Annotated in this window: 17 protein-coding genes; 9 read left to right on the forward strand and 8 right to left on the reverse strand. The window is 25.5% G+C overall.

The features are described from left to right. Positions 1-8: 8 nt before the first annotated feature. The 5 genes from JXZ91_RS01530 to JXZ91_RS01550 all read left to right on the forward strand — a co-directional run bounded on the left by JXZ91_RS01530 (position 9) and on the right by JXZ91_RS01550 (position 5,666). On the forward strand, positions 9-536 hold the full coding sequence (locus tag JXZ91_RS01530; protein WP_205851262.1) for a tRNA (cytidine(34)-2'-O)-methyltransferase: 528 nt from the start codon (positions 9-11) through the stop codon (positions 534-536). 21 nt (positions 537-557) lie between these two features. After that, positions 558-1,403, forward strand: coding sequence for a ribosome biogenesis GTPase YlqF (gene ylqF / locus JXZ91_RS01535; RefSeq protein WP_205851263.1), 846 nt, complete (start codon positions 558-560; stop codon positions 1,401-1,403). Between the two features lie 2 nt (positions 1,404-1,405). After that, positions 1,406-3,547 carry an SGNH/GDSL hydrolase family protein gene (locus tag JXZ91_RS01540; RefSeq protein ID WP_205851264.1) on the forward strand — a complete coding sequence of 714 codons (2,142 nt, stop codon included), beginning with the start codon at positions 1,406-1,408 and terminating at the stop codon, positions 3,545-3,547. 185 nt (positions 3,548-3,732) lie between these two features. Next, positions 3,733-4,566: an HpyAIV family type II restriction enzyme gene (locus JXZ91_RS01545; RefSeq protein WP_205851265.1), complete on the forward strand. Its 834-nt coding sequence runs from the start codon at positions 3,733-3,735 to the stop codon at positions 4,564-4,566. A 2-nt stretch (positions 4,567-4,568) separates the two neighbouring features. Beyond that, positions 4,569-5,666 (forward strand): DNA-methyltransferase, encoded by a 1,098-nt coding sequence (locus JXZ91_RS01550; protein ID WP_205851266.1) that lies wholly within the window; start codon positions 4,569-4,571, stop codon positions 5,664-5,666. Positions 5,667-5,843: 177 nt separating this feature from the next. On the opposite strand, the gene ffh is transcribed toward JXZ91_RS01550, so the two are convergent. Then, positions 5,844-7,169 (reverse strand): signal recognition particle protein, encoded by a 1,326-nt coding sequence (gene ffh, locus JXZ91_RS01555; protein WP_205851267.1) that lies wholly within the window; start codon positions 7,167-7,169, stop codon positions 5,844-5,846. Positions 7,170-7,399: 230 nt separating this feature from the next. On the opposite strand from ffh, the gene JXZ91_RS01560 reads away from it, so the two are divergent. The 4 genes from JXZ91_RS01560 to JXZ91_RS01575 are packed head-to-tail and all read left to right on the forward strand — an operon-like array spanning position 7,400 to position 13,097. Further along, the gene (locus JXZ91_RS01560) at positions 7,400-8,782 is read left to right on the forward strand and encodes a glycine--tRNA ligase (protein WP_205851268.1); all 1,383 of its coding nucleotides are present in this window, start codon (positions 7,400-7,402) and stop codon (positions 8,780-8,782) included. 5 nt (positions 8,783-8,787) lie between these two features. Continuing rightward, on the forward strand, positions 8,788-10,689 hold the full coding sequence (gene dnaG, locus JXZ91_RS01565; protein ID WP_205851269.1) for a DNA primase: 1,902 nt from the start codon (positions 8,788-8,790) through the stop codon (positions 10,687-10,689). 3 nt (positions 10,690-10,692) lie between these two features. Continuing rightward, a complete protein-coding gene (locus JXZ91_RS01570; protein WP_205851270.1) occupies positions 10,693-12,234 on the forward strand; it encodes an RNA polymerase sigma factor in 1,542 nt (513 codons plus the stop codon). A gap of 17 nt (positions 12,235-12,251) precedes the next feature. Continuing rightward, positions 12,252-13,097 carry a deoxyribonuclease IV gene (locus JXZ91_RS01575; protein ID WP_205851271.1) on the forward strand — a complete coding sequence of 282 codons (846 nt, stop codon included), beginning with the start codon at positions 12,252-12,254 and terminating at the stop codon, positions 13,095-13,097. 48 nt (positions 13,098-13,145) lie between these two features. Here the strand turns inward: JXZ91_RS01575 and msrB are convergent, their stop codons facing one another. From msrB to holA, 7 genes are all read right to left on the reverse strand, one after another. Next, entirely contained in the window at positions 13,146-14,102 is a 957-nt protein-coding gene (gene msrB / locus JXZ91_RS01580) for a peptide-methionine (R)-S-oxide reductase MsrB (protein WP_205851272.1), read from the reverse strand. A gap of 133 nt (positions 14,103-14,235) precedes the next feature. After that, positions 14,236-15,279 carry an aminopeptidase P family protein gene (locus tag JXZ91_RS01585; protein WP_205851273.1) on the reverse strand — a complete coding sequence of 348 codons (1,044 nt, stop codon included), beginning with the start codon at positions 15,277-15,279 and terminating at the stop codon, positions 14,236-14,238. A gap of 23 nt (positions 15,280-15,302) precedes the next feature. After that, the gene (rpmG, locus tag JXZ91_RS01590) at positions 15,303-15,455 is read right to left on the reverse strand and encodes a 50S ribosomal protein L33 (RefSeq protein WP_205851274.1); all 153 of its coding nucleotides are present in this window, start codon (positions 15,453-15,455) and stop codon (positions 15,303-15,305) included. 137 nt (positions 15,456-15,592) lie between these two features. Beyond that, positions 15,593-16,495, reverse strand: a complete 903-nt coding sequence (gene pgsA / locus JXZ91_RS03660) for a CDP-diacylglycerol--glycerol-3-phosphate 3-phosphatidyltransferase (protein ID WP_205851275.1) — start codon at positions 16,493-16,495, stop codon at positions 15,593-15,595. Beyond that, complete coding sequence (locus tag JXZ91_RS01600) at positions 16,485-16,994, reverse strand: MHJ_0274 family protein (protein WP_205851276.1); 510 nt, start codon at positions 16,992-16,994, stop codon at positions 16,485-16,487. Before JXZ91_RS01600 ends, pgsA begins: the two co-directional genes overlap by 11 nt. Before the next feature lie 102 nt (positions 16,995-17,096). Beyond that, positions 17,097-18,626, reverse strand: coding sequence for an alpha-amylase family glycosyl hydrolase (locus JXZ91_RS03665; RefSeq protein WP_205851277.1), 1,530 nt, complete (start codon positions 18,624-18,626; stop codon positions 17,097-17,099). 15 nt (positions 18,627-18,641) lie between these two features. Then, positions 18,642-19,619, reverse strand: coding sequence for a DNA polymerase III subunit delta (gene holA / locus JXZ91_RS01610; protein ID WP_263752546.1), 978 nt, complete (start codon positions 19,617-19,619; stop codon positions 18,642-18,644). Between the last annotated feature and the right edge of the window lie 31 nt (positions 19,620-19,650).

Raw genomic sequence — 19,650 nt, forward strand, 5'->3', positions numbered from 1 at the left:
TATAAATTATGATTAACATTATTTTATATCAACCAGAAATAAGCCCAAATACTGCAAATATTATTAGAACAACATTTGCAGCTAAGGCTAAATTACATATTATTAAGCCTACTGCTTTTGATTTACATCCACATTGACTAAAGCGTAAAGCTGCAGGCCATTTTCTAAGTGAAATTCAGCATGAAATTCATGAAAATTATGATTCATTTTATGCTAAATATGGTTCTAAAAATATCTATTACATAACTCGCTATGGCCTAGAAAATTATTCAAACATAGATTATAAAAACATTTTAGGGAACGATAATGAAATATGAATTATGTTTGGCACAGAGAGCACTGGCATACCCAAAAAAATAATGCAAAATAATATTAAAAATTGCTTACGAATTCCAATGAATTCTGAGTGTAGAAGTTTAAACTTAGCAAACTCAGTTGCAATTGTATTGTATGAAATTTTAAGACAAAATAGTTTTGAAGGCTTATCAGCTTTCGAAAGTCAAAAGGGCAAAGATTTTATACTAAAAAAAGACTAATTACATTTTAAAGGATAGGTTATGATTCATTGATTTCCTGGTCATATGGCTAAACAATTTAAATTATTACAAGAGAAACAAAAACTCTTTGATCTTTTTATTGTTGTTTTAGATGCCAGAATACCTATTAGTTCTTTTAATGAAGAAATATATAAAATTATTAATAATAAACCAATTCTATTTGTAATTAATAAATCTGATAAAAGCAATATGAATCTTTTAAGACCATTAATAACTAAATATGAATCGAGAGGTCAAGTAATCATAACCAATTTAAAAAAGCATGATAGCTATCACAAAATTAATTTGGCTCTAAATAAAGAATACCTTAAATTTAAGGCTAAAAATGATGCTAAAAATAAATTAACTCCACCACTAAAATGTGTTGTATTGGGTGTGCCTAATGTAGGTAAAAGCACTTTAATTAATACGCTTTCAAAATCAAAATCTACAAAAGTAGGTGCCAGTGCAGGTGTAACTAGATCAGAGCAATGAATTAATTGCAAAAACTATATGTTGCTAGATACACCCGGATTATTAATGCCTAAAATTGAAAGTGATGAAATTGGAGCTAAACTTGCTCTAGTAGGCTCAATTAGACAAGAAGCAATTGCTTTAAATGAATTGATTTTAGCGCTATATCGTTTAATGACTAGATATTATCCTTCAAGACTTCAAGAATTAGGTTTAGATCCTTCTGAAGAAGAAACAATAATTTTTAATAATTTAAATGAATATGCAAAAGCTAATAATTATTTATTAAAAGACGGCTTATATGATACAAATAAAGCTAGTGTTGCACTTATCAATTATTTTAAGAACATGAATAATGTGATTTTTGATACAGATAAGAAAGAAAGGAAATAACTATGTCAGAAAAAATAAGCATAAAATACGTTGCTTTAGGCGATGGTTTAGTGGCCGGATTTAATTCTAAAATAGGATTTAATACTAATGGGCTTATGAACCAAGATAAAACAATAAATGGTTTAGGTTATCCTTCTTCTTTGGCTTATTTAATAAAAAATAATCCTAAATATGAATTAGAAAGTTTTTATAATTTAGGTATCATAACTGGTTCAACTGATTTTCTTTCTGCTTTATTTACAAATGATAAAAAAGCTTTAAAACAAAATATTAATAAAATTGATTTATTACAATCATTAGATTGATATTCACTAAATCCCTTTAAGGATTATTTTTCGCAACTATTTAAAGAATGAAATATAAGTAATAATGACTTTGAAATTATTTCAAAAAGAATTAAAGAAGCTAATTTAATTACTTTAACAGCTGGTTTATATGATTTTTTATCAATGCTTCCTTTTTATGAAATTAAATCACTTCACAATTTAACTGGTGAAATTAGAGATGAAAAATTAAAAAATATTAAGAAATTAATTTCAACAGTAAAAATAAAGGTTGAATCGCAACTAATGAATTTAATTAGCAAAATTAAAAACATTAATCCTAAAGCTAAAATTGTAATTACTAATTACCCTGAATTATTAATTCATCTAAAAGAAGCAATTAATTCATTCATAAATGTAACTAAAATGAACACATTTGATTTATATCACTTTATCTTAGCTTCTTTAAATGAAGCAATTAAAAACGCTGCTGCTAAGTATACAATTGATTACGTTGATATTAATGATCAAGAATATTGAACTAAAAATAAAAATTATTTATTTGAAAATATTTTATCTCTATATCCAACTGAAAAAGGATACAAAAAAATTGCTAGTGATTTATATACAAAATTATTTATAAATACCAAAACACTTAAAAACGATTTGCAAAACTATCAATTTAGCTCAAAATATATTATTAATGAAGAGTATTGAACAAATAATTTAGTCACATATCAACCAATAGATAATAATTCAAACAATCTAGAACTTTTTAAAGAGGTTTATGGTTCTAATAAAAACCAAAAAATCTATATTTATAGTGATAATGAAAATAAATATTCAACATATTTAGATTCGGGCATTAATTTGGCCAATTTTGTTTCATTATTTATAAGATATGGCAAGACACCAATAAGTAAAATAGCTAAAAAAGTTGTATTAGATAAGTTCTCACACTCATTTGAAAAATATAAGACAGTAGATAAAATCATTGAGTTTTTAAATAATGAACAAAGATCAAAAGAAGTAGCTTTAACTTTATTAAAAGATAGAAAAATAGATAATATATTATTTATTTTAGAAAAAGAATTATTTAAAAAATCTATTGTTGAAAATAGTCCTATTACTTTCAGTGACATGAAGGACAATTTGAATAGTATTTTAAAGAATAATCAAAACTTAGTTTATGACGTGCTTAAATATTTCTTTAATTCAGGTTTAATTAATGAATCTAAAACTGAAATAAAAGAAATATTTGAAATTGCAATTAAAGAAGCATTAAATACAAGCTTGCTAAGCTATTTATTTAATTTCAAAAACAATAAAAAATTCCAAAAAGTTAGAGAATATCTTTCAAGTTTAGATTCTTTTAAAGAATTTATTGATTTTTTAGTTGAATCAATTATTAATTATTCTGATGTTTATGTTAAATTAAATAATTTTGACGAATTTTGAGCTTCTTTTATTGTTAAAAATAAATATAATTTAGTATTTCTGTTTGACAAAATGTTTATGGAACTATCATCAGAAAATAATTTTGAAAAAACTATTGATTTTGTTATTCAAACCATTCAAACTTCTATTAGAATGCAACACTTAAATGCAAAAGACTATAAAAATTTCAGAAATGCTATTACTAAAATATTTTTAATTTTAAAAAATAATCCTAAGTACTTGAATAATATTTTTCTTAGATTCTTAGATAAGATTAAAAGCGTTTCACTTTATAATTTAGTGTTTAAATCAAAATCAAAAACCTCAAAAAGAAAAATAAAATGAATTAAATTCATTTCATTAAATAGTTTCTTTATTATAGGCCTAAAAGTAGCTAAACACTTAATTACAATCCAACTAATAATTTCAAAAAACAAGTTGTAAAATAATAAAACCTAAAAACTTGAACACACTTTAGGTCAATCGATATAATTTACTATAATTATTAATATTCTATTTTTCGCTTATTTTTCTTATTAATATTTATTAAATATTAATAGATGATACACTTTATATATAATCAATATCAATATAAATAACAAGTGTTTAATGCAAATAAGGAAAAAAATATGATTTTAAAATATGAAGAATTTTGTGATTTAATTACTAATTTTATAGATGAAGGACAAAACTTTTATTTGAATTTATTAAAGAAAATGATTGATAAACCTTCTAGATTTTTAGGGTCATTTAGACTAACAACATTAAATGAAAAAATTGTACAAAACATTTCCCAGAGCCGAGAAATTAAATTTGGTAGCTTCATTGAATCTATAGTATCTAAATATATAGAAAAATCGGGTGGAAAAATTTTAAAGCAAAATATTGGCAAAAACGAAAAGCAGGAAAATTTTTTAGTTGACAATCTTTTTGTGTTTAAAGAACAATTATTTTTAGTCGAAATGAAAATAAGAGATGACCATGATAGTTCAAAAAAGAGAGGCCAATATTTAAATTTTAAAAGCAAGGTTGAATTAATCACAAAAAAATATGTCGATAAAAAAATTAATGCAATAATGTGATTTGTCGATTCCTCATTAATAAAAAATAAAAAATATTATTTATCTAAAATTTCTGATGAAAAAACACCAAATTGTGCTTTCTATTTGTTTTATGGAAAAGATTTTTTTGTTCAGATATTCAATAACGAAGAACCTTGAAATGAACTTGTTTCATATATTGAAAAATATAAGAATGAGGCACATACTAAAAATATAAAAATCATTGACTTTGATAATAATAAAGAAATATATGAAGCAATGATACAATTACCAGATAAATATTGAAATAAATTAATATCAAATGATGAACAATATGTAACTCTTCGTAAATCTTTATTTAAAAATGAGGATTTATTTAATAAAATACAAATAATACGAAATCAAACTAAAAATGGGGGTTAAATATGAATATTAAAAACTCAATTATAAAAGGTGATGCAATCGAGGAACTTTCAAAAATTCCAAGCGAAACCTTTGATTTTTGTTTTTCTGACCCTCCTTATTTTTTACAAATAGACAATAATAAAGAACTTTATAGAGTGGAAGGCTCTAAGTATAATGGTTGTGATGATGATTGAGATAAGTTTTCTTCGATGGAAGAATACAAAAAATGAACACATTTGTGACTTTCAGAAGTAAAAAGGGTTTTAAAACCAAATGGAACTGTTTGTGTAATTTCTGGAATGCAATCTATTTATGAAATTGGCAGCATTTTAAAAGACTTGGGCTTTTGAATAATAAATGATATTATTTGACAAAAAACCAACCCTACTCCCAATTTTTTAGGCACTAGACTTAACAATAGCCATGAAACAATAATATGAGCTGCAAAATCTAAGAAAGCCAAATTTACTTTTAATTATAAAACAGGAAAGTTTTTAAACGATGGCAAACAAATGGGTTCAGTTTGAAAAATACCAATTTGTTCTGGAAAAGAAAGATTAAAAGATGAAAACAATATTAAGGTTCATACAACACAAAAACCTAAAAAGCTTATTGATAGAATCATTTATTTATTTACCAAGCAAGGTGATTGAATATTAGATCCCTTTGGCGGAACAATGACTACTGGTGTATCTGCTAAAGAAGCTGGTAGAAATTATACTTTAATAGAACGAGAACTAAAGTATATAAAATATGGCCAAAAAAGACTAGATGAAACTAAACCAAATATTGGTGACATCCAAAAAGGTGTTTATGATATAAAACCAGCTAGAATAAAAATAGAAGACCTAGTAAAAGAAGGATATTTAAAATTAAATGAGTTTTTTATACACAAAAATGGCGAACAAGCAAGATTAGTAAATACCAAGGGTCAATTAGAATATAATGGCAATATAAATTCCATGCATGATATAGCTTCTGCTATGATGAATAGAAAAAATAGAGTTAATGCATATGATTATTTATTTGTTAATAGAAATGGAAATAATGTGTCTATTTCGGATATAAGAGAAAAATATAGATTGGATCACAATTTGCCATTAAAAGTTGATTTTTAAAAGTCAATAATGTTTATAATAGACTAAAATTCACAAAATAATGTAATGCAGCTTTATTCATATATATATATATATATAGAACATTAGTTAACTGAAAAAAAATGACACCTAAGCAGTATAGATGTCATTTTTTTAACCTTTATTTTTTGCTATCACCCTTTGTATTTTCAGGGTTTATTATCCCATAATACCTTTTTTTAGTTGAGGATTAGCTGCCATTTCCTTCATTTGTTTTGACATTCTTTCGAAGTCACTAACTAACATATTAAATTCTCTAGCACTTCTTCCTGAGCCTTTAATTATTCGTTCTTTTCTACTTGAATTCTTCAATAATTTAGGGTTCTTTTTTTCTAATTCTGTCATTGAATTAATTAAAAAAGTATATATTTTGAATTTACTTTCAGCTTCTTCAATTTTTTTATCATCAATTTTATCTGCCATTCCTGGAATCATTCTTAAAATAGCTTTCATTTTACCTAGTTTTTTAATTTGAGCTAAGGAATTCATTAAGTCACTCAAATCAAACTTTCCAGTAATCATTTTGTAGCCGATTTTTTTCATCATTTTTTCGTCTACTTCTTCCGAGGCCTTTTCAATTAATGTTAAAACATCTCCCATTCCCAAAATACGGTCTGCCATTCGATCAGGATAAAATATTTCCAATCCAGACATTTTTTCACTAACCCCAATAAATACTATTGGAATATTTAATAAATGAGTAATACTTAATGCAGCCCCACCTCTAGCATTAGAGTCTAATTTGGTTATTATTGTTCCATCTAATTTAAGCTCTTTGTGAAATATTTTGGCAGTGTTAATAACATCTTGACCACTCATTGCATCAATTACTAAAAATATATAATCTGGTTTAGTATATTTTTTGATATTCTTCAGTTCATTCATTAATTCTTCATCAATTGCCAAACGACCTGCGGTATCAATAATCACTAAATCATTTTTATTTTTTTCAGCGTGTTCTATTGCATTTTGAGCTATTAAAACAGCATCATTTTCTTTTTGAGTATAAAAATCAGTTTGAGTTTGTTTAGCCAATTGTTCCAATTGTTCTCTAGCTGCAGGACGGTAAATGTCATCCCCAACTAATAATGTGTTTTTGAAAGTATTTTTTTTCTTAAAAAATACTGATAATTTAGCAGCCGTTGTTGTTTTACCTGAACCTTGCAAGCCCACCATCATAATTTTAGTTATTGAAGATTTAGGCTTAATATCAATTGATTTTTGACCTAATATATTAGTTAACTCATCTTTAAATATTTTTAAAACTGTTTGTTGTTGATTTAATTTACCAATAATTTGACTGTTAATTGCTTTTTCTTTAACTTGTTTAATAAAGTTTTTAACAACAACAAGATTAACGTCAGCCTCCAACAACGCTAATTTCACATCACGCAATACTTCAAGTATATCTTCTTCATTAATAGATAATTTTTTATTAATTTTATCCATTGATTTTTGCATTCTTTTTTGTATAAAATCTAACATGTTAAATATTATAGCAAAGATACTTTAATTAATATTAATTAAAGCTCCTGGTTTAATTTAAAGGTATAAATCTTAAAAAATTACTAAAAAGGTCAATTTGTCCAATAATTAAATATTAACGTTCAATATTTAATATAAATATATTAAAAATGGAATAAAAAATTATTTTTTGGTAAAATTTTATTATTATTTTTAGATTTAATTTTAAAAATATATTAGCTTGGAGGGTTATGACTAATAATGATAATAAAAATATTCAAGATGTGATAGCTCATTTAAAAAATCAAGGTTTTGTTTTTCAAAATTCAGAAATATATGGTGGAGTTATTAATACCTGAGATTATGGTCCGTTGGCAACAGCAATGATGTCAGAAATAAAACAACAATGAATTAATGATTTTATTAGAAAAGAAAAAAACTATCAAATTGATTCGAAAATAATAATGCATAAAAATATATGAAAAGCAAGTGGTCACATTGATAACTTTTCAGATTTTTTGATTGAAAATAAAATTAACAATAAAAGATATCGTGCTGATCATATTGTTAAAGACTTATTTCCAGATATTAATGTTGAAAAGTGTAGCTTTGAAGATTTAGAACAAATCATAAAACAAAAAGTTAAAAAATATGATGGTTCAGAAACTAATTGAGGGACAATCAAACCTTTTAATTTAATGTTTAGAACTCATATGGGCGCTATTGATACTAATGCTTCTGAAACTTTTTTAAGACCTGAAACTGCACAAGGGATATTTGTAAATTTTAAAAACCTAACAAGAACTTCAAGAGCTAAATTACCATTTGGTATAGGTCAAATTGGAAAAAGTTTTCGAAATGAAATAACACCTCGTGATTTCATCTTTAGAACTCGTGAATTTGAACAAATGGAATTGGAGTTTTTTTGTGAAGAAAAAGATAGTGACCATTTTTATAAATACTGAATAAAAAAATGTGAGCAACTAGTTATTTCTCTGGGTTTAAAAAAACAAAATATTAGAATTCGTCCTCATGAAAAAGAGGAACTTAGCCATTATTCAAAAGGAACAAGTGATATTGAATACTTATTTCCATTTGGTTGAGGCGAATTACTTGGAATAGCAAATCGTGGTAATTATGACTTAAGTCAACACATAAAGCATTCAAATCAATCATTGGAATACTTAAAAGAAGACGGTTCAAAAATTATTCCATATGTAATTGAGCCTTCAATTGGACTTGATAGATTATTATTTGCTCTTTTAATTGATGCTTATGAAGTTGAAAAATTAGAAGAAGATGAAAGAGTAGTGCTGAAATTAGATTATAAAATTTCGCCCTACCAATTAGCTATTTTGCCTTTAATGAAAAAACTATCACCTAAAGCTAAGGAAATTTTTGAAAATTTAATTGAAAATACAAATATTAGAGTAACTTATGATGAAACTGGTTCAATTGGTAAAAGATACCGTAGACAAGATGCTATAGGAACACCTTATTGCTTAACTATTGATTTTGATACTCTAGAAAAAAACACTGTAACCATTAGAAATAGAGACACCATGAAACAAGATGTTGTTTCTATAAAAAATATTGAACAATATCTAAGAAATAATGGTTCTAAAAGAAGATAGGTTTAATGACAAAAGAAAACATTTGAGAATTTATTACATCTAATGTAGACATAATAAGTGTAATTGGTGAATATGTATCACTTCAAAAGCAAGGCAAAAATTACAAGGCTTGTTGTCCATTTCACGGTGAAAAAACCCCTTCCTTTATCGTTAGCAAAGATAAAGGAATATTTAAATGTTTTGGATGCAATAAAAGCGGAAATGTTATTAAATTTATAGAAATAATCGAAAATTTAAAAGGAATTGAAGCATTAAAATTTTTAGCACATAAAAATAATTTAGATATTAGTGCATTTGGTAGTTATTTAAATAGCTCAAATATTTCTTCAGAACACACCAAAATATTTGAAGTTAATAATGCTGCTTTGGATTTTTTTAAATATCAAATTACTTTTGAAAAATATGGGGCACTAGATGAATTTTTAGCTTCAAGAAATTTAACAAAATCAATTATTAAAGAATTTGAAATTGGTTTTGCACCTAAGAATAAATCAATTTATGATAAATTAAAAGAATTAAATTTTGAATCTTTTGCTATTTTTAATTCATCATTAATTTCTTCACATGATAATGTTAATTTTTTTAATGATAGATTAATATTTCCAATTCATGATAAATTTGGAAACGTTGTAGCTTTTTCGGGAAGAGATATTACCAATCAATCAGATCCTAAATATTTAAATAGCTCTGAAACAATTGTTTTTAAAAAGAATGAAGTAATGTTCAATTACTATCATGCTAAAGAAGAAATAATTAAAACTAACGAAGTTTATTTGGTTGAAGGTCAATTTGATTGCATCGCTTTATATCGAATTGACATTAAAAATGCTGTTGCTATTATGGGAACGTCCTTATCTGCTATTCATCTAAAAGAATTAAGTAATCGAACAATTAATTTGTTTTTCGATAATGATACAGCTGGTATTAATGCGACACTTAAAAATTTAAGAATTATTTTATACTATGCCCAAGACTATAAACTAAATGTTAATTTCATAAATAACACTTTAAACAAAGATCCTGATGATTTATATAAACTATATGAAGGTAAAACCTTAAGGCAAATTGCACTTAATAAAATTGATATTGTTGAATATTTATATAATTCTTTTAAAAAAATACATGATTCAAATATTTCAGAATCTAAAAAATTTGAAAAATATAAAATATTATTTGAATATATTTATTACATCAATAAGCAATTAGTTATAACATTGCAAAATAAACTAGCTGAAAATAAAATAATTGAATCTAAACTATTTGAATCATATTTAAAAGATTTTGCTAAACCAAATTTTCCTTCAGATAAGTATTTTATTTCTAAGCTAAAAGAATATAAAAAATCAAGTTCTGAACAAAAACAAACCAAACAAAATTCAATTGATTCATATTTTAATGTTGATGCAACTAATTTAAATGTTGAAGCACTTACACCTAATGCTCAAATTAATGATCCTAAGCTAAATAACCTAAAATTTAAATCAATAGAACTAAAAAAACGCTTAAGTCCACATTGAAATTTATTAAATGATATTTTAATAGCAACCTTAAGTCAACCTAATTTTGCTCAAAACTTTACAAATGAACAGTTTCATTTTTTAACTTTTGATGAAATAGTTCAGCCTACTAGAGAACTTATTTCTTATATTATTGCTAAATCGAAAAAAGGCACCAAAATTAGCATTGATAATATTATTCCAATTCTTGAAGAAGATATTAAAAAAACAACTAATGATTTATTGAAAAATAAATACAGCCAATACTTAGCTGAAGCTCAAACACTAAAAAATATAGCCTTAAATAATCAAAGTATTCTTGAAAAAGATGTCTATGACCAAAAAATCAAGGAACTAATCGAACAAAAACACAAACATAATCCTAAAGAATTGATTACAAAGAAAGGATAAATTATGGAAGAAAAAGACTTAATGAATTCAATAGAATTAACAATCCAAATTATCGAAAAAGAACTTAAAAAACTTCAAAAAAAGAATGCTTCAAAAAAGAGTTTATCTCAAGAAGAAGTTTTTAACATTATCGAAAAGAAAAAATTATTTGTAGATGAAGAAGAATCTGATTTGCTTTTAATGAAATTACTTGAAAGAAAAATTGTTGTTAATGATGTTGATGAGGGCGATGAAGATGATGTTCTTGGTTTGCTAGAAGATTCGTTATTAGATGAAAAAGACTTAAAAGAAATAGATAGTGAAGACATTGATAATGAAGAAATTGATGTAGATTCAGAATATGACGATTCTACTGTTGTCCCACGTGATAATTTACCAATTAATCCAAAAGAAGAAGAAATATACGACGAAGACCAAGACTATATTTCAAATAGTTTACATTTATCTGATGACGATGACGATGAATTTAGTGAATATGGACTTGACGATTACGATGATGATTATGATGAACTACCTTGAAAATCAAATAAAAAGGGTGATGAATTTGATGCTTCTAAATTACTAAAAAACTTTGAGAATCAGGAAATTAGAATAGATAGCAAAAAAAGTAATTCTGAAAATGACAATTTATCAAATAGATTAACCGAAACTAATGATATTGTTAAGTGATACATGCGTTGAATTGGTAAATATGGTAAATTACTAACTGCTAAAGAAGAACGCGATTTAGCTGAAAAAATGGAAAATGCTAAAGCAGCAGGTAATGAATATCGGTTCAAAAAAGCTAGAGACCATTTAGTAAATAGAAACTTACGTCTTGTTATTAATAATGCCAAAAAATACAAAAATAGAGGGCTTAGTTTTATTGATTTAATTTCTGAAGGAAATTTAGGAATTATGAAAGCTGTTTCAAAATACGATTATAAAACAGGATATAAATTTTCAACTTATGCTACTTGATGAATTAGACAAGCAATTACAAGAGCAGTAGCAGATCAAGCTAGAACAGTTAGAGTACCAGTTCATATGGTTGAAACAATTAATAAAATCTTAAAAATTGAACGTGAGCTACAACAAGAACAAGGTTATCCTCCTACTGATGAACAAATTGCGAAAGCTTATGGTCCAGATTTCACTGCTGAAAGAGTTAGATATATTAGAAAAATAAATATTGATCCAATTTCACTTGATAAAAATATTGGTAAAGAAGAAAATTCTAACTTCTCAGACTTTGTTAAGGATGAAAGTATTATTAGCCCTACAAATTTCGCTAGTCAAGAAGAACTTAGTGTTATTTTAAATGAAATGATAAATTCTTTAAGTGATGAAGCTGATCGTGTATTGATTAGAAAAAGATATGGAGTAGCTGACCCTAATGGTGAACAATATCGTCCTCATTCTTTAGATGAATTATCAAAAGAATTAGGTATTAGCAAAGAAAAAGTTCGTCAATTGGAATCAAAAGTTTTAAGAAAACTAAAACACCCACAAAAGCGTAAAAGATTAAAAGAATTTTATATGAATGAAAGTTACGATTTAGACTAGAAATTTGGATATTAATTATGATTAAAATCGGAAGTCACATTTCATTTTCAAAGCCCGGTTATTTAGTAGAAGCTGCTAGAGAATCTATTGAAAATGGAGCTAATTGTATGATGATATATTTAGGAGCACCACAGACAACTTTTAGGATAGATAAAGCTAACTATCAACTTGATGAATACAAGCGATTATATTCTTCTAAAATTAAGCCAGAAGATATTATTGTACATGCTCCTTATATTGTTAATCCTTCAAATCCTGCTAAAGCTAATTTTTCAATTGAATTTTTAGTTTCTGAAATTGAAAGAATGAATTATATTGGTGCTAAATATTTAGTTTTACATCCCGGAGCTCACACCACTTATACAATTGAAGAAGCTAAAAGCAGTTTGATTAATTCTATTAAAAAAATCCTAGATAGAACTAGTGATGTTATTATAGCTTTAGAAACGATGGCAGGCAACGGTTCAAATTATTGCAATACATTTGAAATACTAAGAGATATTATTAATGAAATAGATAATAATAGAGTGTGCATTTGTCTAGATACATGTCACATTTGGGATGCTAATTACAACATTAAGCAATACCAAGAATTTAAACAATATTTAATTAAGAATGATTTTTTGAAATTGATTAAAGTAATTCATTTAAATGATTCTAAGAATCCTTTAAATTCTAAAAAAGACCGCCATGAAAATATAGGTGAGGGTTACATTGGTTTAGAAGCGCTACAAAAATTCATTTATGATAAAGACTTTGATAATATTCCTATCATCTTAGAAACACCTTATATTAATAATAAGCCTCCTTACAAAGAAGAAATTGCTTTATTATTAAACAAAAAAGAACCTAGTTTGTTCTAAATACTAAAAAAGACACTTAAGGACATTTTTTTCCATTAAGTGTCTTTTTTATTTTTGCAATTCTACTATTTCTCTAAAATAAGGTAAGTATTTTTCATATATTGTATTCTCTAAATCTTTAATACTAATAAATTCTAAAGAAGCACCATTAATACAATATCTTAATGAACCCTTATCTTTAGGACCATCATTAAAAACATGGCCCAAATGCGAATTTTGAATATTAGAAAGAGTTTCAGTTCGTTTCATATAATGAGAATTATCAATTTCATATTTTATTGAATCGGTAATTATAGGTTTTGTAAAAGAAGGTCAACCACAGCCCGCATCGTATTTATCTTCACTAGAAAATAAAGGCTCTTTGCTAATTTTATCCACATATAAACCAGATTCAGTGTTGTTATTCAAGTTTGAACTAAATGGACGTTCTGTTGCTTTGTTTATCATTATATCTAAGCTTAAATCATCTAAATTAAGAGAATCGATATCCTTTTGGTTTAGTTTGCTAAATTTTGCCAATGGCTGGTTTAAAATTGCCAAATCTATGTGGCAATATCCGGATGAATTTTTTTGTAAATAATCTTGGTGATATTCTTCTGCTTTTATAAAATGATTTAATTCTTGTATCTCAATAACAGTTTTTTTGTTATTGCGATTTTTTTCATATATTTTTATAGTTAAAAGGGCACATTTTCGATCATAGTCATTTAGATAATATATACCTGTGCGATATTGTCTGCCGATATCATTTCCTTGTTTATTTAGAGAATAAGGATCTATTAAAAGCATAAAACGTTCGTAAATTTCAGCAATATTAATAATATTATTGTCATATTCAATTTCAACAACCTCGGCATGATCGGTGTTTTTAAGGTTATAATAACTAGTATTGTTAGTTAAACCGTTAGCATAACCAACTGTAGTTTTAATAACTCCTTTAATTTTGCAAAAATATGCTTGTAAACCTCAAAAGCAGCCTCCTGCTAAATAAATTTTAGATATCATTTATTATCTCCTTATATAAGTCTATATATTGTAATATATTAAGTATTTTTCGTTTTAAAAATCAAGCGCATTATTTAATTGCGCTTGAATGTAATTTGTATTTTTAAGATCTTAAATTAATCTTGGTATTAGTTTATTTATAATCTTCAGGACGACTTAAAACTCTAGCTCCGTCTTTTGTTACAAGAATTGTATCTTCAACTCTAGCGCCACCTAGACCTTCAACATAAATTCCAGGTTCAACAGTAATTATCATACCTTCTTCTAGCACCACATTACCTGCTCTTCTACCAACACCTGGCATTTCATGTACATCAATACCAACACCATGTCCAGTTGAGTGTGTAAAGAATTTACCATAACCTTTTGATTCAATGTAATCACGACATATTTTATCAATTTCAGAACTTTCAATTCCAGGTCTTACAGCTTCTCTTCCTAATTTTTGAGCTTCAGTTACAATTTCTAAAATATTAATCAATTCTTGTGATTTTGGTTTACCAAAGAAGAATGTTCTAGTAATATCACTTGCTCAACCTTCAAATTGAGCTCCAAAATCAACCTTGACAATATCTCCATCAGCTAGTTTTCTATTTGTTGGATGGTGGTGTGGTTCAGCGGCATTAGAGCCAAAAGCAATAATGCTATCAAAACTTTCTTTTTCAGCGCCAAATAAACGCATTAAATATCCTAATTTATTAGAAGCTTCTAATTCGGTCATTCCTTCGATTAGAATTTTCTTTAGTTCTTCAAATGCTTGTAATGATATTAAACAAGCTTCTTGAATCTTTGCTATTTCCTCTTCATCTTTTTTAATTCTAAATTGTTTTGCTTTAACATTTTTGATTGTAGCTTTTGGTAATAAAGTCTTGAAGTATTCTAAAGTTTGAACTTGTAAATAATCTTCTTCAATACCAATAGTTTTGTAATTTTTCTTTGCTAAAAATTTCCCTAATGAATCTTTTTCTAATAAAATTACTTCCACATTTCTAGCGTTTTTGGTGGCATATTCAATATATCTACCATCTACAAATAAAAACGCTTTATCTTTTTCAATAACCAAAAAACCATCTGAAGTTTGAATATTAGCATATCACAATCTTGTTTGTGGAGCCTCTGATATAATTGCATCTAATTTTGATTCTTCGAATATTTTATTTAATTCTTGTTTTAACATTTAAATCTCCTAAATTTTATTGATTATTTTTTTTCTTTATGATCTGTATGAGCATTACATTTCGAACAATATTTTGTTACTTCCATTTTTTCAGGATGTAATTTTTTATTCTTTTTAGTAATGTAATTTTCCATTTTACACTTTTCGCATCTTAGTGTTAAACCTTCTCTAGGCATAGTTCCTCCTGTGTTTAAAAATGCTCAATTATATGCATTAAAAATAATAATAAATTATATATTAAAAATGCTTATAATGTTACATTTTATTAGTAAGTTTTAAATGCTCAATTTTAAATAAAAAAGCTAGATTGGCTCTAGCTTTCAAAAAATGGATCTTCGTTTTCAATTCTTTGTGAATTAGATATTTGATTATTTTCATTTTGCTGTTCTGGGATTTCAATTTCTGTTTCAATATTAGAGTCTGTTGGAATTTGAATTGAATCACTAGTCATTTTTTCTAGTTCTTCTTTAGCTTTTTGTTCGCTAATATCAATATTATATTGTTTAGAAATACCTTTTAAGTATTTAGATAGATATATAATTCCACTTACTCAAGAAAACACTAAACCAATTATTAAAGGTATATTAACATATAAAATAAATAAATCATTGGCTATTCATTCACCTGAACCTTCTTTGGTTTCTTTTACCATTCAAGGTGCTGAAAAAGCAACGGTTATTAAAGCAAATGATACAATGATAGTTTTTACTTTTCCTCATCAGCTCGAAGCTACTTTAATATCTTTTTTAACAGCATAAACTCTTGCTCCATCTACTAAAATATCTCTTAGTATAAATAGAATTGCAAGTGGTAAATAGCTATAGTTCATTACTGATAAAAATATTAGCATCAAAGTAGTAGCAATTTTATCAGCAATTGGATCAAATATTTTTCCAAATTGCGATACTGTTTTAGTTTTTCGGGCTATGTGTCCATCTACAAAATCGGTAATCATTGCTAATATAAAAATGGTTACACTTACTCAATAAATGGCTGATAGACCTACTTTATAAGTTTGGTCACCAACTAGTGTAATTTTGTCATATCAAAATGTGCCACCAAAACGCACCATAATAATAAATGCAGATGACATCAAAGCAATAAATGGTATCATTAGCACCATTCTCAAAACTGTTAATCAGTTTGCAACACCAAATTTTTTTAATGGTTTATTTGTATTTGGTGTCATATCTTTCTTATTTTTTTTATTCTTCATAAAACTTTCTTTCTATTGATTCGTTTGTAAGTTGTTCTAATTCATGTTTTCTTTCACCTTCAGGAACATGTTTATATTGATCTTTAAAAAAATCAATCACATTGGGAATTTTTTTAGCTCATAAATTAGCTTGAGTTAAAGTAATTAATTCAGCATTTGTAACAAATTCCTCATATTTTTTATCACCATGAAAATGAATTGCAAAATCTTCTCTGGAAATTAGAATATTTAATAATCTTTTAGCACCTAACTTGATTTGACCCATTTTATAATCTGTAGTTTTAGCTTCAAATTTCGCTAATTCATTTTCAGTGTAATTAATGATTAAATTGTATGTCAAAATAAATTCATAGTATAAAGACAATGCTTCTTTTAATTTCTTGGCTTCTAGTTTTTCTTGTTTTCTCTTTATTATTTTTGGTTTGGTAAACTTTCAAATTATATAAGCAATAATAAAAGCTAATATAATCGAAAGTAAAACATAAATTATTGACTGCATTGCTTTTTTTCTCCTTTATAAAATAAAATAGCCAAATTTATATCAAAATTATACTATTTAAATAGTTTTTAATAAGTATATTATACTTTGCTAAATTACTTTTTACTTTTGATCTTTAAATTCTTTAAATAAAATCAAACTTTCAAAGGGTCCAAGAGTTTTAGGTGTGTCTGAATAGAATTTATTGGCATAGGTTGAAGATAAGATTGAATATTCATTTAAGGGTACAACTTTGTTATGTTTATTAGAAATATTAATTAAAAATGTAATTCGTTTATTGCGACTTTTTTTAGTAATTTTAAAAATACCTTTTTTATTGTATCTAATATTCAATTTTGCTGAATTAAGAAATTCTGTGTAATCAGAATCAAAAATAAATTTATTTAAAAAATAAACATAATTTAGTGAACTTTCTTTATTATCTAATTGATTCTTTACATTGATATATGAATAATTTAGGGCACATGGGACTTTTTGGGGATTGCTTTTAGTAGCTCCTGCAAAACGATCGTTATTTCAAGACATTCAAGTGTATGAAGTTCATTTATTGAAATATCATTGATATTTAAAATACTCTTCAGAATTGATATTTTTAGATTGATAGTATCTTTTTTCTTCATTGTAATCTTCATTATTAAAATCAAAATTATTATTTATTTTTGCTCTTAACATTCCAATTTCATCGCCATAATAAATTCCAATAGAATTATTAGCAGCATACAATAAACTAAAAAAAGATTTAGCCGATTCATTAAAATAAGCTTTTTCATTGCCTCATTTAGATATCATTCTTCCTGACAAATCAGATCCTAGAGAAATGATTGCTCGTTTATCTTTCAGCAGCACTTCGAGTAGTTTAAATAATTGCTGAAAATTTAAGTTATTTTTTTTATTATGTTTAAGGTCTTCTTTATTGTTTAATGTTGAAATCGAATTAACATATAAATAGTCAAAACAAATACTTTTAGTTAGCAATAATTGTTCTAATAATATTACATTATCGGTATTAGATTTTAAGATAATGGTTATCTCAGGTCTTTTTCTTTTAATAATTTTGTACAAATCTTCTAAAAATTGAAATTTGATTTCATCTTTCAAATTTGATTTTATTAAAAATTCAAAATTATCTAAAACAATTGCTTTAATATCAAGTTTCAAATAAAAATCTAAAATTTCTTCAAAGTATCTAATGAAATTAGCAATTTCTGACAATGAAATTTTTTGAATATCTTTATTAATTAAATAAGGATCTAATCTGGTTAAATATTGAGGCGATTCTTTATCTTTATCTAAGTTATATAAACTCATCATATTGCATCAGTTTATATATGATTGTTTAACTGAAACTAAATCAAGAGTTGGAGCTATTTTAATATTATTTTCATAAAAACTTCTTACAAGTTTTACAAAATCCTTAACTGAGCCATATTTTGTTCTAATAACATCTAAATTAAACTCATTTTGATATTGATTAAGTACATTATCCAAAACTACATAATTTACATTTAATTTTTTGAAATATTCTAGTTTAGTTAAAATTCCATTAAAGTCACCCACACCACTATCATTAGTATCAAAAAATGTATTTATTTTAAGTTCATACAATATTATTCTTTTAGTAAATAAATCCATAAATGTACTCTCCAATTATTTTATAAATTCTAATGTTAGCAGGTCAACAAATATTTCATCTTTAATTTTGCCTTGTTTTAGTTCAACATCAATTTTGGCAATATTAGTAATTAGACTATCTAGTTTTTTCAAACCAATTTTATTTAAAAACTCTCTATGTAATTTAACTCGATATGGATGAATATTAATAACTTTCGAAATTTCATCATTAGTAGGTTTTGTATTCTTTAAAACTGCAATGTTTTTTGAATTAATTAGAATTGAGGCAATTTGATTTAGAATTTGATTTGAATCAATTCCATAGTTTAATTGTTCTTGAATCTTTTTAACAATATCCTGGGGATTTTTTCATTTTAAAATTGCTTCAGTTAAAGCAAAATCAATATTATTAGACATTGAAAAATTATTGTCGTCAATCATTTTTTGGCTAATATTTTTATCAACTAAAATTAATTTATCTATTTCAGATTCGATTAAGCTTAAATTATTAGGCATATTAACTAAGAAGTTGGCCAAAGTAATTTCTGAAATGGTGGCATTTTTTTGTTTTATCATCTTATAAACGAATGCAAATAATTCACGTTCTTCAAGTTTATTAGCTTCTATTATTTTAGAAAATTTAGATACAAATAAATATGCGCTCGAGGGGCTAAAAGAAGTATCATATTTATAAATTTCTTGACTAAAAATGAATGTGCAATTTCCAGCATTATTCAATTGTTTTATTAATTGTACAAATTCATCAATAACACTCTTAGAAATTTTATTTTTTAAATTGAAAAAATATGGATTTTTAATAATAACAACTTTTTTAGCACTAAACAATCCTAGATTACTTAATGTTTCAGCAAACTCTTCAATACTAAAAAAATCATAGAACTTTATAAGATCTATTTCTTCTTTAATAGCCTGTTTTTCAGCATTTAATATTTCATCAATTTTTTGGTTAATAAAATATTGCTCATCACCTCTAATTAAATACATATTGTTCATGTATTATATTATAAAGACTTTATTTTTTGAT

The organism is Mycoplasma enhydrae (assembly GCF_017116825.1).
Classification (GTDB): Bacteria; Bacillota_I; Bacilli_A; order Mycoplasmatales; family Metamycoplasmataceae; genus Metamycoplasma; species Metamycoplasma enhydrae.